Origin of the sequence: Streptomyces sp. NPDC057694 (assembly GCF_042799415.1) — a bacterium.
Classification (GTDB): Bacteria; Actinomycetota; Actinomycetes; order Streptomycetales; family Streptomycetaceae; genus Streptomyces.
In genome coordinates, this window is record NZ_JBHVIX010000001.1 from 1,278,849 (window position 1) to 1,294,574 (window position 15,726).

Below are 15,726 nucleotides of genomic sequence, written 5' to 3' on the forward strand. Positions count from 1 at the left end.
TCATCAGGCCGTCACCGTCCAGTCGGGGTGGCCGGGCATCGGCGGGTTCACCGCTCCGAACAGCCAGTCCCGCAGGAACGGGTCGAGGGACCGGTCCCCCGTCACCTCGACCGCATGGCCGATGAAGTCCTCGCTCGTGACGGTGCGGTCCTTGAAGCGGCGCGGCCACAGGCTCATGATCCGGTCGAACTTCTTCTGACCGGCCTGGAGTTGGAGTGCGTACAGGACCAGTGCGCCGCCGTCGTAGATGTTGGTGCCGCCGAGCGCCTTGGGCAGTCCGGGCGGTCCGTCACTGGCGCGGATCGCGTTCAGCTTTCCGTACGTGGCCTTCATCTTGTCGACCATGAGGGACCAGCCGCGCTCTTCGCTGTAGAGGGCGGCGTAGTACACGGCGGGGCCTTCGTTGAGCCAGGCCTGCTGCCAGTCGTTCGGGGTGACGCTGTCGCCGAACCACTGGTGGGTGAGCTCGTGCACCATCGTGTTCTCGTAGGTGGGGTTGCCGTCGGCGTTCGGCTTGAACCAGTTGGTGCCCATGAGGGTGAGCGTCGAGTTCTCCAGGGCGTCGGTGTAGCCGTCGTAGATGTGGACGCCGTAGACGGAGAACGGGTACCTGCCGAACTTCGCCTCCAGCCAGGCGAGATGGTCCGGGGTGCGAGCGACGATCGGCCCGTACGTGTCCTCGTGGCCCTGCGGGACGATGTGCCGCAGGGGCAGACCGGTGTGCGATGTCCCGTACAGATACGTGCCCTTGACGACGGCGATGCCGAGCAGTTCGGTGGGCATCCGCTCGCGCAGCGCGAAGTGCCAGACGGCCGAGCCGTCGGCGCGCCGGTCCTTGCCGGTCAACTCGCCGTTGGCGGTGGCTACATAGCCGTCCGGTGCGGAGATGTGGAAGGTCCAGGTGGCCTTGTCCGAGGGAGTGTCGTTGCACGGCAGGAACGTGTCGGCGCGCGAGGACTGCACGGCGGACGCGAAGCCGCCGTCGGTGCCGAACCGCCAGCCGGTGAGGCCGGCCCGGGGCGCCTTGCCGTTGCCGTGGTAGGTCACGGCGACGGTGAAGGGGGCGCCCTTGTGGAGCGGGGCGGCCGGGGTGACGGTGAGTTCCTGCCCCGACTGGCCCACGGAAAGCTCGAATTGAGCGGCCCGGCCGTTCACCGTAAGGGTGTCGATGGTGTGGCCGTCGGTGTCGAGGTTGAACGACGACAGGTCCTGCGTCGCCCGCGCGTGCAGCGTCACCGCGGCCGTGAAGTCGTAGGTGACCGGGGTGAAGTCGAAGGTGAGGTCGTAGTGGACGACCTGGTAGCCGCCGTTGCCGAGGGTCGGGAAGAGCGGGTCGCCGACGCCGTCGGACCCTGGCCGCGGGTCGAATCCCCTTGCCTGGGCGGGCGTGGCGAAGACCGGGACGGTGAGCGCGGCGGCGACGCCCGCGCCCTTCAGGAGGGTGCGTCTGGTGGTGGTCACTTCTTGCCCTTCTGGGAGGCCTGCTCGAACTCGGCGCGACAGGTGTCGCCGCCGGCCTTGCGCCACTTCTTGACCAGTGCGTCGTAGGACGACATCGGCTTGCGGCCGGTCACCAGGTCCTTCATCCCGTCGAGGTGGATGGTGTAGAGGCTGCCGAGGCCCTTGGAGTCCCAGGTGGGTGACGAGTAGCTGAGCGTCGGGTCCTCGATCATCATCGGGATGAGCCGGGTGTACGCCTCGTGCACGTACGTGGCGGCGTCCGCGTGCGTCGCGCTGAAGAACGCGGGCGTGGCGGAGGCCAGCTTGCTCCAGGGCACCGTGACGTCCTGGGTGCCCTGCTTGGTGAGGACGGGTGTGCCCTTGCTGTCGCGCCGGTGGTCGGTGCCCTCGACGCCGTAGTTCATGAGCGTGTACTCGACCGAGCCGAACGGCGAGGCCGCGAAGTCGGCGAGGCGGAGGATCTCCTTGACGCGGTCCTCACCGGCCTTGGTGACGAAGCAGTTCTGCAGCGACGGGTTGTCGGTCCAGGCGACCGCGTCCCGGCCGACGGGCGTCATCGGCCGCACGTCGAAGGACCTGTCGATGACGGCCATCGCGTCGACGTACCCGGACCCCGTGGTCAGATAGCCGGGCATGCCGTCGTAGACGTAGGCCGCCTTGCCGTTCTTGAAGAGGTTCGTGTACTCGGCCTTCTGCGCGCCCGCCATCTGGACCGTGCCGGGATAGAAGCAGCCCGCCTTGTAGAGCTTGGCGGCGGTCTCCAGGGCGTACCGGTACTTCTCGTCCTCCAGCTGGTACGTCCACTTGCCGGTCCTGGTGTCGTGCTTCCAGAAATGCTGGGCGCCTGCCGACATGGCGAGCAGGTTCACGGAGCCGCCGGTGAAGAAGTACTGCTTCTTCTTGGCGTCGGTGATGTCCTGGGCGAGTTCGACGAGCCGGTCGATGGAGTCGATCTGGTCCAGGCCGGTGACTCCGGCCCGCTCGAACAGGTCGGCGCGGTAGAAGCCGGCGCCGCCGCTGCCGTTGCGGGCGATCGGGATGCCGTAGAGCTTGCCGCCCTTGACCGCGCCGCGCCAGGCGTACTCCGGTACGGCCGCGAGGTTCGGGTAGTCCTTGACCTTGTCGCCGGACAGGTGGGGGCCGAGGTCGACGCACTTGGCCGCGAGGAACGAGGACAGGTTGTCGACGCCGCCGGTCTCCGGGTACATGAAGATGTCGGGCAGTTGATCGCCCGCGACCATGGTGGAGAACTTGGCGGGGTAGTCGTCGGCGGGCACGGCGGTGAAGTCGATCTCGGTGCCGAGCAGCTTCTCGATGGCCCGCCAGGCGGCGTTCTTCCCGCGGTCGGGCGGCAGCGGGGCGTAGGTCTCGGTCACCGCGGTGATCTTCTTGGCTCCCTTGAGCGGGGTGCCCTTGGTGGCGCGGACCAGGTCCGCCGGGTACTTCTGGAAGGCGCTCGGCACGCCGGCGGCGGTCCCGGGCAGGTCGGCCTTGATGCCGATGTTGCGGACGGCGGTGGTCGGCAGCACCTTGCCGCCGATGGCCTCCGCCTTGGCCGCGGTGCCGCCGTCGCCGCACGCGGCGAGCAGCGGGGCCGCGGCGACGCCGAGGCCGAGGCCCGCGCCCAGGCGGAACAGGGTGCGGCGGTTCATGTTCGAGGGGGATGTGACGGGCATGCTGCCGGGCATCGCAGAACTCCTCAACAGGAGGGGAAACGGAAGAAGTCGGGAGGCTTGAAGGGGTGTCAGCCCTTGACGGCGCCGGTGAGCACGCCCTTGGTGAAGAACCGCTGGAGGAAGGGGTAGACGAGCAGGATCGGCACGACCGCGATCACGAGCACCGCCATCTGCACGGCCTGCTGCGGGGCCACGGCCTCACCGGCCGCGCCGCTGTCGAGGCTCTGGCCCTGGAGGATGAAGGTGCGCAACACCATCGGCAGCGGCCATTTGTCGTTGTCGCCGAGGTAGAGCAGGGCGTTGAAGTACGCGTTCCAGTACGCGACGGCGTAGAACAGTCCGACGACGGCGATGACCGCCTTGGACAGCGGCAGGACGACGCTGACGAGGGTGCGGAAGTCGCCCGCGCCGTCGACCTTCGCGGCGTCGTACAGCTCCTCGGGCAGGTTCATGAAGAAGGCGCGCATCACGACGAGGTTGAACGCGCTGACCATGGTGGGCAGGACGAGCGCGGCGAAGGTGTTGTAGAGACCCAGCTCCTTCACCAGAAGGAAGTTGGGGATGACTCCCGCGTTGAACAGCATTGTGAACAGGGCGGTCATGAGGATGAAGCGGCCGCCGACGATGCCGCGCCGCGACAGTCCGTACGCCATGCCGATGGTGGCGAGGAGGCTGCACACCGTGCCCGCGACGGTGACGCCGACGCTCACGAACAGGGCACGGGTGACACGGCCGCCGGTGAACGCGGTGCGGTAGGCGTCGAGGTTGGGATGGTCGGGCCACAGGACGAGCCCGCTGGAGCGGATGATGTCGGACTGCGAGGCGAAGCTCGTGCCGATCACGCCGAGCAGCGGGTACGCGACGAGGCCGACGACGATGACGAGGGCGAGCCCCTTGGCGAACAGGCCGAGCCGCGTGGGCCGCTCCATCCAGGGCGGACGGGCACCGGAGGGCCGCAGTTCACTCTCCGCGGGCGCGGAACTCCCCCGGTGGGCAGTCGACTTCACCGGTGACGTCTCAACGGTCAGCACCGCGGTACACCCCTTCATGTCCGAGCCGGTGGGCGAACTTGTTGGCGCCGATGACCAGGACGGTCCCGATCACGGCCTTCACCAGGCCGACCGCGGCCGCCGTGCCCCACTGGTTGTCCTTGATGCCGTGGAAGTAGACGTACGTGTCGAGGACCTCACCGGCGCCGGCGCCGACCGCGTCGCGCTGCAGCAGGATCTGCTCGAAACCGACGGTGAGGATGTTGCCGAGGTTCAGGATCAGCAGCAGGACCAGGACCGGGGACAGGCCGGGCAGGGTGACGTGCCAGAAACGGCGCCACCGGGCCGCGCCGTCCATGGCCGCGGCCTCGTACAGGCCGCGGTCGATGGAGAGCAGCGCGGCGAGGACGATGATGGTGCCCCAGCCCGCGTCCTTCCACATGACCTGGAGGGCGAGCAGCCAGGGGAAGGCGTTCGGGTCGGTCATCATGTCGTAGCGCGGCAGGCCGACCGCTTCGAGCAGGTCGGGGACGACGCCCGCGCCGCCCAGGATCTGCTGGAAGATCGAGACGATGATGACCCAGCCGATGAAGTGCGGCAGATAGACGACGCTCTGCACGAACCGGCGCAGCTTGTCGCTGACGATGCTGTTGAGCAGCAGTGCGAGGCCGATCGGGACCGGGAAGAACAGGACCAGCTGGACGAGGGCGATCGTGAGTGTGTTGCCGGTCGCGGACCAGAAGTCGGGGTCCGCGAACGCCGCCGAGAAGTTGGCGAGGCCGGTCCAGGCGCTGTGCATGTAGCCCAGGTAGGGCTGGTAGTCCTGGAACGCCACCATGTAGCCGAGCAGCGGGATGTAGTGGAACACCACGAAGTACAGGAATCCCGGCAGGCACAGCAGCAGCATCACCTTGTCGCGCTTGACGCGCTGCCAGAGGGTCTTGCGGGGAACGGCGAGGGGCAGTGGGGCGGGAGCAGTCATGAAGCTGGTCCTGTTCGGCCGAGTGGCTCAGGAACGACGTGTCTCAGGAAGAACGTGTCTCAGGAACGACGTATCTGCGGCGGCAAGTTAGTAAGCGTTTAACCTCATCGTCAAGAGATTCGAGCGACAGCGGCGTTACGTGATCCTTCCAAGTAGCTATCCTCACCTGGCATTTGCCCTGCTAACCGGACAACCCACCACAGCCATGCGGCTCTTGACCTTGACGCTGACGCCACCCGATCCCTAGTTTTCGGTAACGCCATAGAACACGTTTACTGTCCGGAGGCAGGGTGCGTACCACTGACGAGGCGCCGGTCCAGGCCATGGCCGCCGACGCCACACCGCCACCGCCCCCGCGGCGGCCCCGTACGGTTCTCGCGATGCAGTCCTCGGTCGTCGACGACGTCTTCCCGCCGTCCGTACGGGCCCGCCTCGAGGAGATCGCGGATATTCAACCGCCGCACGTCATAAGGGAGTTCGGCAGCCACTCGGCGCGCTCCGCGCTCGCCGAGTGCGAGGTCCTGCTGACCGGCTGGGGCTGCCCGGCCATCGACACCACGGTCCTCGACCGCGCGCCGCGGCTGCGCGCGGTGATCCACTCGGCCGGCACCGTGAAGACGTTCCTGAGCCGGGAGGCCTACACCCGGGGCATCTCCGTCTCATCGGCGGCCGCGGCCAACGCGGTGCCCGTCGCCGAGTTCACCCTCGCCGCGATCATCCTCGGTGCCAAGCGGGCCTTCCCGCTCGCCCATCTGTTCCGCACCCGGCGCACCCACCGCACCGCCGCGGACCTGGACCGGCACCAGTGGCTCGGCACGCACGGCATCACCGTCGGCGTGGTCGGCGCCTCCCGGATCGGCCGCAGAGTCCTCCAACTGCTGCGCTCCCTGGACGCCGAGGTGCTCCTGTACGACCCGTACGTGAGCGACGCCGAGGCCGAACTGCTCGGCGCGACCCGCACCGACCTCGACACCCTCGTCGCCACCAGCGACGTGGTGACACTGCACGCGCCGGACACCGCGGAGACCCGGCACCTGCTGGACGCGCGGCGGATCGCGCTGATGCGGCCCGGCGCGCTGCTGGTGAACACCGCGCGCGGCCCGCTCGTGGACACCGTCGCCCTCACCGAGCACCTGGTCGGCGGCCGGATCGACGCCGTCCTCGACGTCACGCAGCCGGAACCGCTGCCCGCCGACCATCCACTGTGGGACCTGCCAAACGTCTTCATCACCCCGCACATGGCGGGCGCCCAGGGCAACGAGGTGGGCCGGCTCGGCGCCCTCGCCGTCGACGAACTGGACCGCTACGCACGCGGTGTGCCGCTCAACCATCCGGTGCTGCTCAAGGACCTGGAGCGGATCGCGTGACCGGGTCCGCACCGCACGTCATAGGCTCTGGGCCGGGTGGACACGACGACGAACAGCACGACCTTCAGGGGGTGGGCCGGATGCCACGGCACAATTCCGCGGCGCCCGGGCACGGCGGCCAGGACGCAACGCACGACCAGGGCGGCCGGCGCCGCGCCACCGTCGTGGACGTGGCCCGGCTCGCCGGGGTGTCCACGGCGACCGTCTCCCGCGTGATGAACCGCAACTACCCGGTCGCGGCCGCCACGCGCGAGCGCGTCGAGTCGGCCATGCGCGAACTGGGCTACGTGGTCAACGCCCACGCCCGTGCGCTGGCCGGTGTCTCCGGCCGCACGGTCGGCATCATCGTCAACGAACTGATCGACCCGTTCTACGCGTACATCGCGCGCGGCGTCGAACGCGAGGCCACCGACGGCGGCCGGCTCTGTCTCGTCTGCTGCACGCAGGGCGAGCCGCAGCGCGAGCTGGCCTTCATCGAGCTGATGCACGAGCGGCGGGCGGACGCCGTGGTCCTGGTGGGCGGCAGCGTCGACGACCGCGCCTACAAGGCCGAACTGGCGCGCAGGGCAACGGATCTGGACGCGGGCGGCTCGAAGCTGGTGCTGTGCGGCCGGCCCTCGCTCGGCGACGGGGCGCCGACCGTCGGCGTCGAGTACGACAACGAGGGCGGCGCTCTCGCCCTCACCGACCACCTGATCACGCAGGGCCACGAGCGGATCCTCTACCTCGGCGGGCCGCCCGGACTCTCCACGAACCGCGACCGGCTGGCGGGCTACCGGCGCGCCCTCGAACTGCGCGGCATCGAGCGGGACCCCGACCTGGAGCAGACCGGCGCCTTCAGCCGCTCCTTCGGCCGCCGCCGCATGTCCGAACTCCTGGAACAAGGACCGGAATTCACCGCCGTGTTCGCCGCGAACGACATCGTGGCGGCGGGCGCGGCCCAGGCCCTGGAGGAGGCGGGTCTGCGCATCCCGCAGGACATGTCGCTGGTCGGCTACGACGACATTCCGGTCGCCCAGGAGCTTCGCCCGCGCCTGACGACCGTGCGCATCCCGCTGGAGGAGATGGGCCGCCAGGCGGTGCGCCTCGCACTGCACGGCGGCGACGAGGACGACTGGCGGGCCCCGACCACGGGCGCGGTGCGGCTCGGGACTCAGGTCGTGGTGCGGGACTCGGTGGGGGCGCCGCGCCCGGTCTCCGGCAGGCGGCGCCGGGGGTGACCCGCAGGTCCGCCGTGCCGCCCGCGACCGGGTCGGCCGCGGGCGTACGCACCGCCCGGCGTGAGCGTTCCTGCTCGAATCGGCGCCGGTCGGCGTAGTAACGAACAGAAACTTCGCCGACCCTCTTGCGGCTGGATAGCAACCGCTTACATGCTTTCGCCCGACCCGCACGCTCGTCCCGCCCCTCACTCCGACGTCGTTCGTCCCTTGGGAGTCCCGGATGCGCCCTGCCCACCTGCCTCTCGCCGTCCCTGCCGCCCCCGGGCGCCGCACGGTGCTCGCCGCGCTGACCGGAGCCGGCGCCGCGCTCGCCGTCGGTGCCGGCGCGGGCCGTGCCCATGCCGCCGCTGCCGCTGCCGCTGCCGGGTGCACCGTGCGGCTCACGGCCCGCCCCTCCGCCGAGACCGAGCGGCTCCGCCTCGCGCAGGCGCTGCGGGCCAGCGAGTTCCAGCCCAGCGGCCGCTATGTGCCGGCGGACACCGCGCTGACGATCACGGTGCTGCCCCACGACGAGGTCCTGCCGACCCTGTGGATCGGGCAATGGGACTACTACGGCACGGTGACGGAGCCCCGCAGATACGCCCTCGAAGCCGGCGCGAACACGATCACCGACCCCCACGGCGGGCCCCTCTACTTCTCTCTCGAAGGCGACGGAGAGCGCGCCGACGTCACCTTCCGGTCCGGGTCAGGGTCCGTGGCCATGCCCGTCTTCCGCCTCGGCCAGACCGCAGAGGCCGATTTCCAGGCGCAGTTGGACGCGTCGGCCGATGTCCCGGTCGTCGAGCTGTACGGCCCGCACTCGCTCATGACGCTGACCCGGGACGGGGCACTGCTGTACCGCACCGAGGACCACGCCGCGCTGCTGACGCTCCTGGAGGAGATCATCGACGCGGAGTCGGACATCAGCGGGCTCGACGGTTCCAAGCCCGTGCACCGGCCCAAGGCGGGCGGCTATCACTTCACCGAGGTGTCGGTGGTGCCCTCGGGCGTCGGCGCGTACGCCACACACGGCTACAACGGCTTCCCGCGCGCCTATCTCGACCGGGCCACCACCGTCTCCGGCCTGCGCACGCGCGGCTGGGGTCTCTACCACGAACTCGGCCACCTGCATCAGCAGTTCGCGTACAAGCCCGGCGGGCTGACCGAGGTCACGGTGAACATCTACTCGCTGGCCGTGCAGCGCGCCCTCGGCCAGCCGTCCAACCTCCTCACGGTGGACTCCACCACCGGACTGACCTACTTCCAGTCCGCGCAGGCCAAGTTCGGCACGGCGGGCCTCACGTACGAGAAGTCCTTCGGCGCGTACGAGAAGCTCGTGCCGCTGCGCCAGCTGGAGCTGGCCTTCGGCGACGACTTCTGGCCCCGGACGCACCGGCTGGTCCGCGAGGAGAACCCCGCGTCGGACTCCACCGAGACCGCCAAGCGCTACCGCGCGCTCGCGACCTTCGCCAGCCGGGTGTCGGGGTACGACCTCACCGATTTCTTCCTCACCACCTGGGCCTTTCCCATCGACGCGGAGGGCCGGACCGAACTCGCCGCGCTCGGCCTGCCCAAGCCGCCCGTCGACCCGGCCACGCTGACCGACTGACCCGGAGGGCGACCGACCACGATGGACCTCACCCGACGCCAGACCCTCGCGCTCGCCGCCGCGGGAGCCGGTGCCGCCGCGCTCACGACGCCCTTCGCGCCGCGCGCCGCCGCGGCCGACGATCCGTACGAGACGCTGCTCGCGCGCGCCGCGCAGCAGCTCACCGGAGGCGACTTCGACCCGTCCGACCCCGATGTCGCCGCCGCGGTCGCCGCCCTGGACGAACAGGCCGCGGCGTGGTGGCGGACGCTCGACACCTCGGCCGGCCGCACGGCCCTGTGGCCGGACCTGTCGCCGGCCTCCGATCCCGGCATGTTCGGCCAGAGCTATACGCGGCTGCGCACCGTGGCCACCGCGTGGGCCACGGCCGGCACCTCCCTCAGCGCCGACGCGGCGGTGCGCGACGGCCTCCTCGACGCCCTGCGGTTCCTGCACACCACCGGCTACAACGCCACGCGCCCGGAGAGCGGCAACTGGTGGTTCTGGGAGATCGGCGCGCCCCGCGCCCTGATGGACACCTGCGTGCTGCTGCGCGCGCATCTGCCCGCCGACGATCTCGCCGCCCACCTGGCGACCGTCGCCAGGTTCGTCCCGGACCCGGACCGGCGGACCAACTCGCCGAGCCTCGCCGAGACCGGTGCCAACCGCGCCGACAAGGCCGTCATCGTCGCCCTGCGCGGCCTGCTCGCCCGCGATCCCGACGTCGTCGCGCTGGCCCGCGACGGTCTGTCGGACACCCGGGACAACGGCCGGAACAGCCTGTTCCAGTACGTGACTTCGGGGGACGGGTTCTACGCGGACGGCTCCTTCGTGCAGCACTCCTACGTCGCCTACACGGGCACGTACGGCAGTGTCCTGCTCGGCAGTGTCGGCCAGCTCGTCGCTCTGCTCGCCGGCACCACGTGGGCGGTGACGGACCCCGCGGTCTCCGTGCTGTACGAGGCCGTCGACCGGAGCTTCGCACCCGTCCTGTTCGACGGAGTGATGATGGACGCGGTGCGCGGACGGGCGGTCTCCCGCGAACGCGCCCCCGACCACACCGACGGCGCGGCCGCCGTCTCGTCCATCCTCCAACTCGCCGACGGGGCGCCGCAGGCGTACGCGGACCGCTGGCGTGCGGCCGCCAAGGGATGGATCATGCGCAACCAGGAGACGCCCTTCGCCACGCTCGTCGGCATTCCCGCCCTGGCCCGCGCCAAGGCCGTCCTCGACGACTCCGCGGTGCGCCCGGCGGAGCGGGTCACCGGTCACTTCGCCCTCGCCGACATGGACCGTGTCGTGCACCGGCGGCCCGGCTGGGCGTGTGCGCTCTCCCTGTCCTCGAAGCGCATCGCCGCGTACGAGGCGGGCAACGGCGAGAATCTGCACGGCTGGTACACCGGCGACGGCATGACCTACCTGTACGACGGCGACGACCTCGACGCCTTCGGGGACGGCTTCTGGCCGACCGTGGATCCGTACCGCCTGCCCGGCACGACGGTGGACACCCGCGCGCGGGCGGATCTCGGCACCGACGGCGGCACCGGCACGGTCCGCCCGAAGAACGCCGTGGCGGGCGGTGCCGTGCTCGACGGCAGGTACGGCGCGGCGGCGATGGAGCTGATCGCCGACGGGTCGACGCTGCGCGCCAAGAAGGCCTGGTTCTTCGTGGACGACGCGGTCGTGGCGCTCGGCTCCGGCATCACGGCGAGCGACGGCCGCACGATCGAGACCGTCGTGGAGAACCGGAACCTGCACGTCGAGGGCGCCCCCGTCCTCACCGTCGACGGTCGTCGCCGGCCCACGGAAGCGGGCTGGTCCGCCGCGCTGCCGGGCGCCCGGTGGGCCCACCTCGAAGGCACCGGCGGCTACGTCTTCCCCGCCGGCGGCCCGCTCAAGGCGCTGCGCGAGGAGCGCACCGGGACCTGGCGGGCCCTCAACACCGGTGCGGACACCGCCGGCAGCACCACACCGGTCACCCGCCGGTACGCCACCCTCTGGTTCGATCACGGTCCCTCCCCCACTGCCGCCTCCTACGCCTACGTGCTACTGCCGGGTGCGAGCGCCACCACGACGGGCGCCTGGTCACGCTCCAGGCCGGTCCGGACCCTCGCCAACGACGCCACTGTCCAGGCCGTGGAGTCGCCCCGGCTCGGGCTGCTCGCCGCGCACTTCTGGGCGGCGGGCAGCGTCGAAGGGCTCCGGGCGGACGGCCCCGGCACCGTCCTGGTCCGCCGCCACGAGGGGGGCGTCACGGTCGCCGTCGCCGACCCCGGCCGGACGGCGACGGCGCTCACCGTCGAGCTGCCCTTCCCCGTCCGTCGGGTGGTCCGCGCCGACGACACGGTCACCGTCACGCCGGGCCGCCGCCCCGTGCTCACCGTCCAGGTGGGCGGCTCGCGCGGGCACACCCACACGGCCGAACTCAGGTAACCCCCACACCGCCCGTCCCACCCGACCGAGGAGCCAGCGAACCACCATGCCCGCCCCGTACTTCGCCCTGCCGCCCACCGACCGTGTCCGCTCCCCGCTGACCGGCTGGACGCGGGCGCACTGGGAGACCCTGGCCGACCGGCAGCTCGACGCCCTGCTGCCGTACGCGACTCCGGGCTTCGCCCAGTACCGGCTGCCGGGACGGGCCAGCTGGTCCGGGATCGTCTCGGACGGGCTCGAAGGGTTCGCTCGGACATTTCTGCTGGCCTCCTTCCGGATAGCGGGCGCGGGAGGGACCGACGGACCGGACGAACCGTCGCCGTCCAAGATCTCCCACCTGATCGAAAGGTATACGCAGGGTCTGACAACGGGCACGGACCGTGACAGCACGGAGGCCTGGCCCGAACTCACCGACTGCTCCCAGCAGATGGTGGAGGCCGCGTCGATCGCGATCGGCCTGCACGAGACCCGCCCCTGGATCTGGGACCGCCTGGACAGCCGGGTCCAGGAGCGGGTCGTCGACTGGTTCTCGGGGTTCGTCGCCAAGCGGACCTGGGACAACAACTGGCGGCTCTTCCAGGTGGTGTCCGAACAGTTCCTGGCCTCGGTCGGCGCCCCGTACAGCCAGAGCGACATCGACGGCGGCCTGGACCGGATCGAGGACTGGTACATCGGCGACGGCTGGTACAGCGACGGCGACGGCCGCAACTTCGACTACTACATCGGCTGGGCCATGCATCTGTACCCGCTGCTGTGGGCGCGGATGGCGGGCGAGGGCGGCGACGGCGGGCGCGCCGAGGTGTACCGCGAACGGCTGGCGCAGTTCCTGGCCCCCTACCCGCAGTTCTTCGGCGGGGACGGCGCGCCCGTGCACCAGGGCCGGTCGCTGACGTACCGGTTCGCGGCGACGGCACCCGTGTGGCTGGGGGCGCTCACCGACTGCACCCCGCTCGCGCCCGGTCTGACCCGGCGCCTGGCGTCCGGCACCGCCCGGCACTTCGTGGAGCGCGGGGTGCCGGACGAGCGCGGGCTGCTGCCGCTGGGCTGGTACGACACGTTCCTGCCAGCGACCCAGCCGTATTCCGGGCCGGCCTCCCCGTACTGGGCGAGCAAGGGCTTCCTCGGTCTGCTGCTCCCCGCGGACCATCCGGTGTGGACCGAGCGCGAACTGCCCCTGCCCGTCGAACAGTCGGAGCAGTACACGGCGCTGCCGGCGCCCGGCTGGCTGCTGCACGGCACGCCGCACGACGGCATCGTCCGCCTGATCAACCACGGCAGCGACCACAATCCGCCCGACGGTCCGGCCACCGACGACCCGCACTACGCCAAGCTCGCCTACTCCACGGCCACGGCGCCCGAATCCGCCCCGCACGCCTGGGCCCGCACCGTCGACAACCACATCGCGCTGCTCACCCCCGACGGCACCCCGTCGCGCCGCCGCCGCATCCATCCCCTCGGCTGCGAGGGACGCCGCGCCTCGTCCCGCCACGACGCCGAACTCCCCGGAGACGACCGTGCCGAGGTGTTCCCGATCGAGTCGACCAGTGTGCTGCACGGTCCGTGGGAGTTGCGCGTGCACCGGGTGCAGGCTCCCGCGGGGGTGACCGTCCGGGAGGGCGGCCACGCGGTCGCCGACACCGTGCGCCCGCACACCGAGCAGGGCCCGGGCTGGGCCCTCGTCCGCACGGAACAGGGCCTGACCAGCGCGGTGGTGGCACTGCACGGCTGGGACACGGAAACCGGCGCCGCGCACGAGGTGGAGGCCAACGCCTACGGCCCGCACTCCGCGACCCCGTACGTACGCGCCGCAGACCATCCGGGCGGCGCGAGTGTGCACGTCACGCTGGTGGCGCTGACCCGCGACACGGTGCACCCGGAAGCCCTGCGCGCGTCGATCGGATGCGAGGTGACGGACGACGGGACGGCACACATCACGTTCCCGGACGGTGAGACCGTGACCGTGTGACCGCACGCTCGGGGTGTGTGGGGCTGCCGCCCCTCCCCAGGGCCCGCCTTCGGGTTCCGCTCACCCGCCCGGGCCCTCGCGTCCGCGCACGAGGTCCATCAGTTCGCCGGCCATCTCCTTGATGGTCGCGAGTCCTGATCGGCCCCAGGCGCGCGGTGCGGTGTCCACCACGCACACGGTGCCGAGTGCGAGCCCCGTACGGTCGTCGAGCAGCGGGGCGCCCAGGTAGGAGCGGATCCCGATCTCGTCGACGACCGGGTTGCCCGCGAACCGCGGGTAGTCGCGCACGTCGTCGAGGACGAGTGCTCTGCGTCGCGCCACGACGTGCGGGCAGTAGCCGTGATCGCGCGCCATGGAGCGGCCGATCGCGCTGTCGGCGACGGCGTCGGCCGCCGCTCTCGGCCGGGTCCGGCGGTGGCCGCCCCGGTGGCCGCCGGCCGGTGTGTGCAGTCCGGCGAAGAACTGCCGGTGCTCGTCGATGAAGTTGACCATGGCGCAGGGCGCCCCGGTCACGTCGGCGAGCCGGTCCGCGAACAGGTCGAAGGCCGCCTCGGGCCGTCGGCCCAGGCCGAGCCGGAGCAGCCGCCCGGCCCGCTGGGGCCCTTCTTTGTCGACCGGTGTCAGCAGCAGACGTCCGGCCGCGCCGTACCTCACGTGTGGGCTCCGTAGCCGCTGGCCGCGGGCGCCGCGTGGGCCAGCAGATGCCGGACGAGGGTGAGCAGGGTCTGGATGCCGGAGCTGGAGATACGTGCGTCGCAGCGCACCACCGGCACCCTGGGGTCCAGGTCGATGGCGGCGCGCACCTCCTCGGGTTCGTAGCGGTAGGACCCGTCGAACTCGTTGACCGCCACGATGAATCCCATGCCGCGCTCCTCGAAGAAGTCGACGGCGGCGAAGCAGTCCTCCAGGCGCCGGGTGTCGGCGAGGATCACTGCTCCCAGGGCGCCTTCGGACAGCTCGTCCCACATGAACCAGAAGCGCTCCTGGCCAGGGGTGCCGAAAAGATAGAGCACATGTTCGGGGTCCAGGGTGATCCGGCCGAAGTCCATCGCGACCGTCGTCTCGACCTTGTTCTCGATGCCGTCGAGATGGTCGGTGTCGGCGCTGACCGTGGTGAGCAGCTCTTCCGTGCTGAGCGGAGCGATCTCGCTGACCGCTCCGACAAAGGTCGTCTTGCCGACCCCGAACCCGCCCGCGACCAAGATCTTCAGTGCGGTGGGGAACAGGTCAGAGCTGTCGTCGTAGTCCATCGAGCACTGCCTCCAGTAGCGACCGGTCAGTGGGGTTTTCGTGGAACGTGGGGGGCTTGGCGGTGATCGCCCCGCAGTCGACGAGGTCGGACAGGATCACCTTGGTGACGACTGCGGGGAGTTTCAGATGTCCGGCGATCTCCGCGACCGACGTGGGCCGGGCGCACAGGTCGAGCGCCTGGCCGTGCTCGGGCCCCAGATAGCCGAGGGGGGTCGCCCCGGTGGCCATGACGAGGGTGAGCAGATCGAGCGACGTGCTGGGCCGGGTGCGCCCGTTGCTGACGGTGTACGGGCGTACGAGGCGGCCTGCCGCGCCGTCGAGCCACGGCCCGTCCTGCGGGGCCGCCACCCTCAATTCCTCATCGCCGTGGGTTCGGCCGAGGTCTGCCGGGGCGCTGTCACCAGGTAGGGCCGCACGCTCTTGACGAGCATGGCCATCTCGTAGCCGAGCACGGCGGCGTCGGCCTCGCGTCCGGCGAGCACCGCGAGACAGGTTCCGGATCCCGCGGTCGACACGAACAGCAGTGCGGAGTCCAGTTCCACGACGACCTGTCGTACGTCGCCGCCGTCGCCGAACCGGACTCCGGCGCTGCGGCCCAGCGAGTAGAGGCCGGAGGCGAGGGCCGCCATGTGGTCGGCGCTGTCGACGTCCAGGCCGTGCACGGACTTGACGAGGCCGTCGGAGGAGAGGAGCACGGCGCTGTTGGTGTGGGGTACGCGCTGGACGAGGCCGCTCATCAGCCAGTCGAGATCGGACACATGACCCGTCGGCACATCGCTCGCCATGGGGGATCGACTCCTTGGTGGACTGCTCG

General features: G+C 70.9%; 13 protein-coding genes. 5 read left to right on the forward strand and 8 right to left on the reverse strand.

The window, feature by feature from the left end; translation table 11 throughout:
* Window positions 1–3 precede the first annotated feature (3 nt).
* From ACFVDP_RS05860 to ACFVDP_RS05875, 4 genes are all read right to left on the reverse strand, one after another.
* Window positions 4–1,461, reverse strand: coding sequence for a M1 family metallopeptidase (locus tag ACFVDP_RS05860; RefSeq protein WP_383483796.1), 1,458 nt, complete (start codon window positions 1,459–1,461; stop codon window positions 4–6).
* Window positions 1,458–3,149, reverse strand: a complete 1,692-nt coding sequence (locus ACFVDP_RS05865) for a hypothetical protein (RefSeq protein WP_383483799.1) — start codon at window positions 3,147–3,149, stop codon at window positions 1,458–1,460. The genes ACFVDP_RS05860 and ACFVDP_RS05865 overlap by 4 nt, the downstream gene beginning before the upstream one ends.
* Before the next feature lie 56 nt (window positions 3,150–3,205).
* Window positions 3,206–4,066, reverse strand: coding sequence for a carbohydrate ABC transporter permease (locus ACFVDP_RS05870; RefSeq protein ID WP_383484368.1), 861 nt, complete (start codon window positions 4,064–4,066; stop codon window positions 3,206–3,208).
* 88 nt (window positions 4,067–4,154) lie between these two features.
* Window positions 4,155–5,108 carry an ABC transporter permease gene (locus ACFVDP_RS05875; protein ID WP_383483802.1) on the reverse strand — a complete coding sequence of 318 codons (954 nt, stop codon included), beginning with the start codon at window positions 5,106–5,108 and terminating at the stop codon, window positions 4,155–4,157.
* Between the two features lie 290 nt (window positions 5,109–5,398).
* Here ACFVDP_RS05875 and ACFVDP_RS05880 point away from each other — a divergent pair, with 290 nt between their 5' ends.
* From ACFVDP_RS05880 to ACFVDP_RS05900, 5 genes are all read left to right on the forward strand, one after another.
* Window positions 5,399–6,475, forward strand: a complete 1,077-nt coding sequence (locus ACFVDP_RS05880; RefSeq protein ID WP_383483806.1) for a hydroxyacid dehydrogenase — start codon at window positions 5,399–5,401, stop codon at window positions 6,473–6,475.
* A 71-nt stretch (window positions 6,476–6,546) separates the two neighbouring features.
* The gene (locus ACFVDP_RS05885) at window positions 6,547–7,695 is read left to right on the forward strand and encodes a LacI family DNA-binding transcriptional regulator (RefSeq protein WP_383484371.1); all 1,149 of its coding nucleotides are present in this window, start codon (window positions 6,547–6,549) and stop codon (window positions 7,693–7,695) included.
* 220 nt (window positions 7,696–7,915) lie between these two features.
* Window positions 7,916–9,283, forward strand: a complete 1,368-nt coding sequence (locus tag ACFVDP_RS05890) for a M60 family metallopeptidase (RefSeq protein WP_383483809.1) — start codon at window positions 7,916–7,918, stop codon at window positions 9,281–9,283.
* 21 nt (window positions 9,284–9,304) lie between these two features.
* Window positions 9,305–11,695: a polysaccharide lyase 8 family protein gene (locus tag ACFVDP_RS05895; RefSeq protein WP_383483812.1), complete on the forward strand. Its 2,391-nt coding sequence runs from the start codon at window positions 9,305–9,307 to the stop codon at window positions 11,693–11,695.
* A gap of 46 nt (window positions 11,696–11,741) precedes the next feature.
* Window positions 11,742–13,661, forward strand: coding sequence for a DUF2264 domain-containing protein (locus ACFVDP_RS05900; protein ID WP_383483815.1), 1,920 nt, complete (start codon window positions 11,742–11,744; stop codon window positions 13,659–13,661).
* Window positions 13,662–13,721: 60 nt separating this feature from the next.
* Here ACFVDP_RS05900 and ACFVDP_RS05905 read toward each other — a convergent pair whose 3' ends face one another.
* The 4 genes from ACFVDP_RS05905 to ACFVDP_RS05920 are packed head-to-tail and all read right to left on the reverse strand — an operon-like array spanning window position 13,722 to window position 15,697.
* Complete coding sequence (locus tag ACFVDP_RS05905; RefSeq protein WP_383483818.1) at window positions 13,722–14,315, reverse strand: GAF domain-containing protein; 594 nt, start codon at window positions 14,313–14,315, stop codon at window positions 13,722–13,724.
* Window positions 14,312–14,911 (reverse strand): ATP/GTP-binding protein, encoded by a 600-nt coding sequence (locus ACFVDP_RS05910; protein WP_383483821.1) that lies wholly within the window; start codon window positions 14,909–14,911, stop codon window positions 14,312–14,314. The genes ACFVDP_RS05905 and ACFVDP_RS05910 overlap by 4 nt, the downstream gene beginning before the upstream one ends.
* A complete protein-coding gene (locus ACFVDP_RS05915; RefSeq protein WP_383483830.1) occupies window positions 14,889–15,260 on the reverse strand; it encodes a DUF742 domain-containing protein in 372 nt (123 codons plus the stop codon). Before ACFVDP_RS05915 ends, ACFVDP_RS05910 begins: the two co-directional genes overlap by 23 nt.
* Before the next feature lie 2 nt (window positions 15,261–15,262).
* Window positions 15,263–15,697 (reverse strand): roadblock/LC7 domain-containing protein, encoded by a 435-nt coding sequence (locus ACFVDP_RS05920; protein ID WP_383483833.1) that lies wholly within the window; start codon window positions 15,695–15,697, stop codon window positions 15,263–15,265.
* Between the last annotated feature and the right edge of the window lie 29 nt (window positions 15,698–15,726).

Bases quoted from the DNA above. Each gene is read 5' to 3' on its own strand.
- ACFVDP_RS05900 (WP_383483815.1), top strand. From the start codon at position 11,742: ATGCCCGCCCCGTACTTCGCCCTGCCGCCCACCGACCGTGTCCGCTCC.
- ACFVDP_RS05920 (WP_383483833.1), bottom strand. From the start codon at position 15,697: ATGGCGAGCGATGTGCCGACGGGTCATGTGTCCGATCTCGACTGGCTG.
- ACFVDP_RS05910 (WP_383483821.1), bottom strand. From the start codon at position 14,911: ATGGACTACGACGACAGCTCTGACCTGTTCCCCACCGCACTGAAGATC.
- ACFVDP_RS05870 (WP_383484368.1), bottom strand. From the start codon at position 4,066: ATGGAGCGGCCCACGCGGCTCGGCCTGTTCGCCAAGGGGCTCGCCCTC.
- ACFVDP_RS05875 (WP_383483802.1), bottom strand. From the start codon at position 5,108: ATGACTGCTCCCGCCCCACTGCCCCTCGCCGTTCCCCGCAAGACCCTC.
- ACFVDP_RS05895 (WP_383483812.1), top strand. From the start codon at position 9,305: ATGGACCTCACCCGACGCCAGACCCTCGCGCTCGCCGCCGCGGGAGCC.
- ACFVDP_RS05890 (WP_383483809.1), top strand. From the start codon at position 7,916: ATGCGCCCTGCCCACCTGCCTCTCGCCGTCCCTGCCGCCCCCGGGCGC.
- ACFVDP_RS05865 (WP_383483799.1), bottom strand. From the start codon at position 3,149: ATGCCCGGCAGCATGCCCGTCACATCCCCCTCGAACATGAACCGCCGC.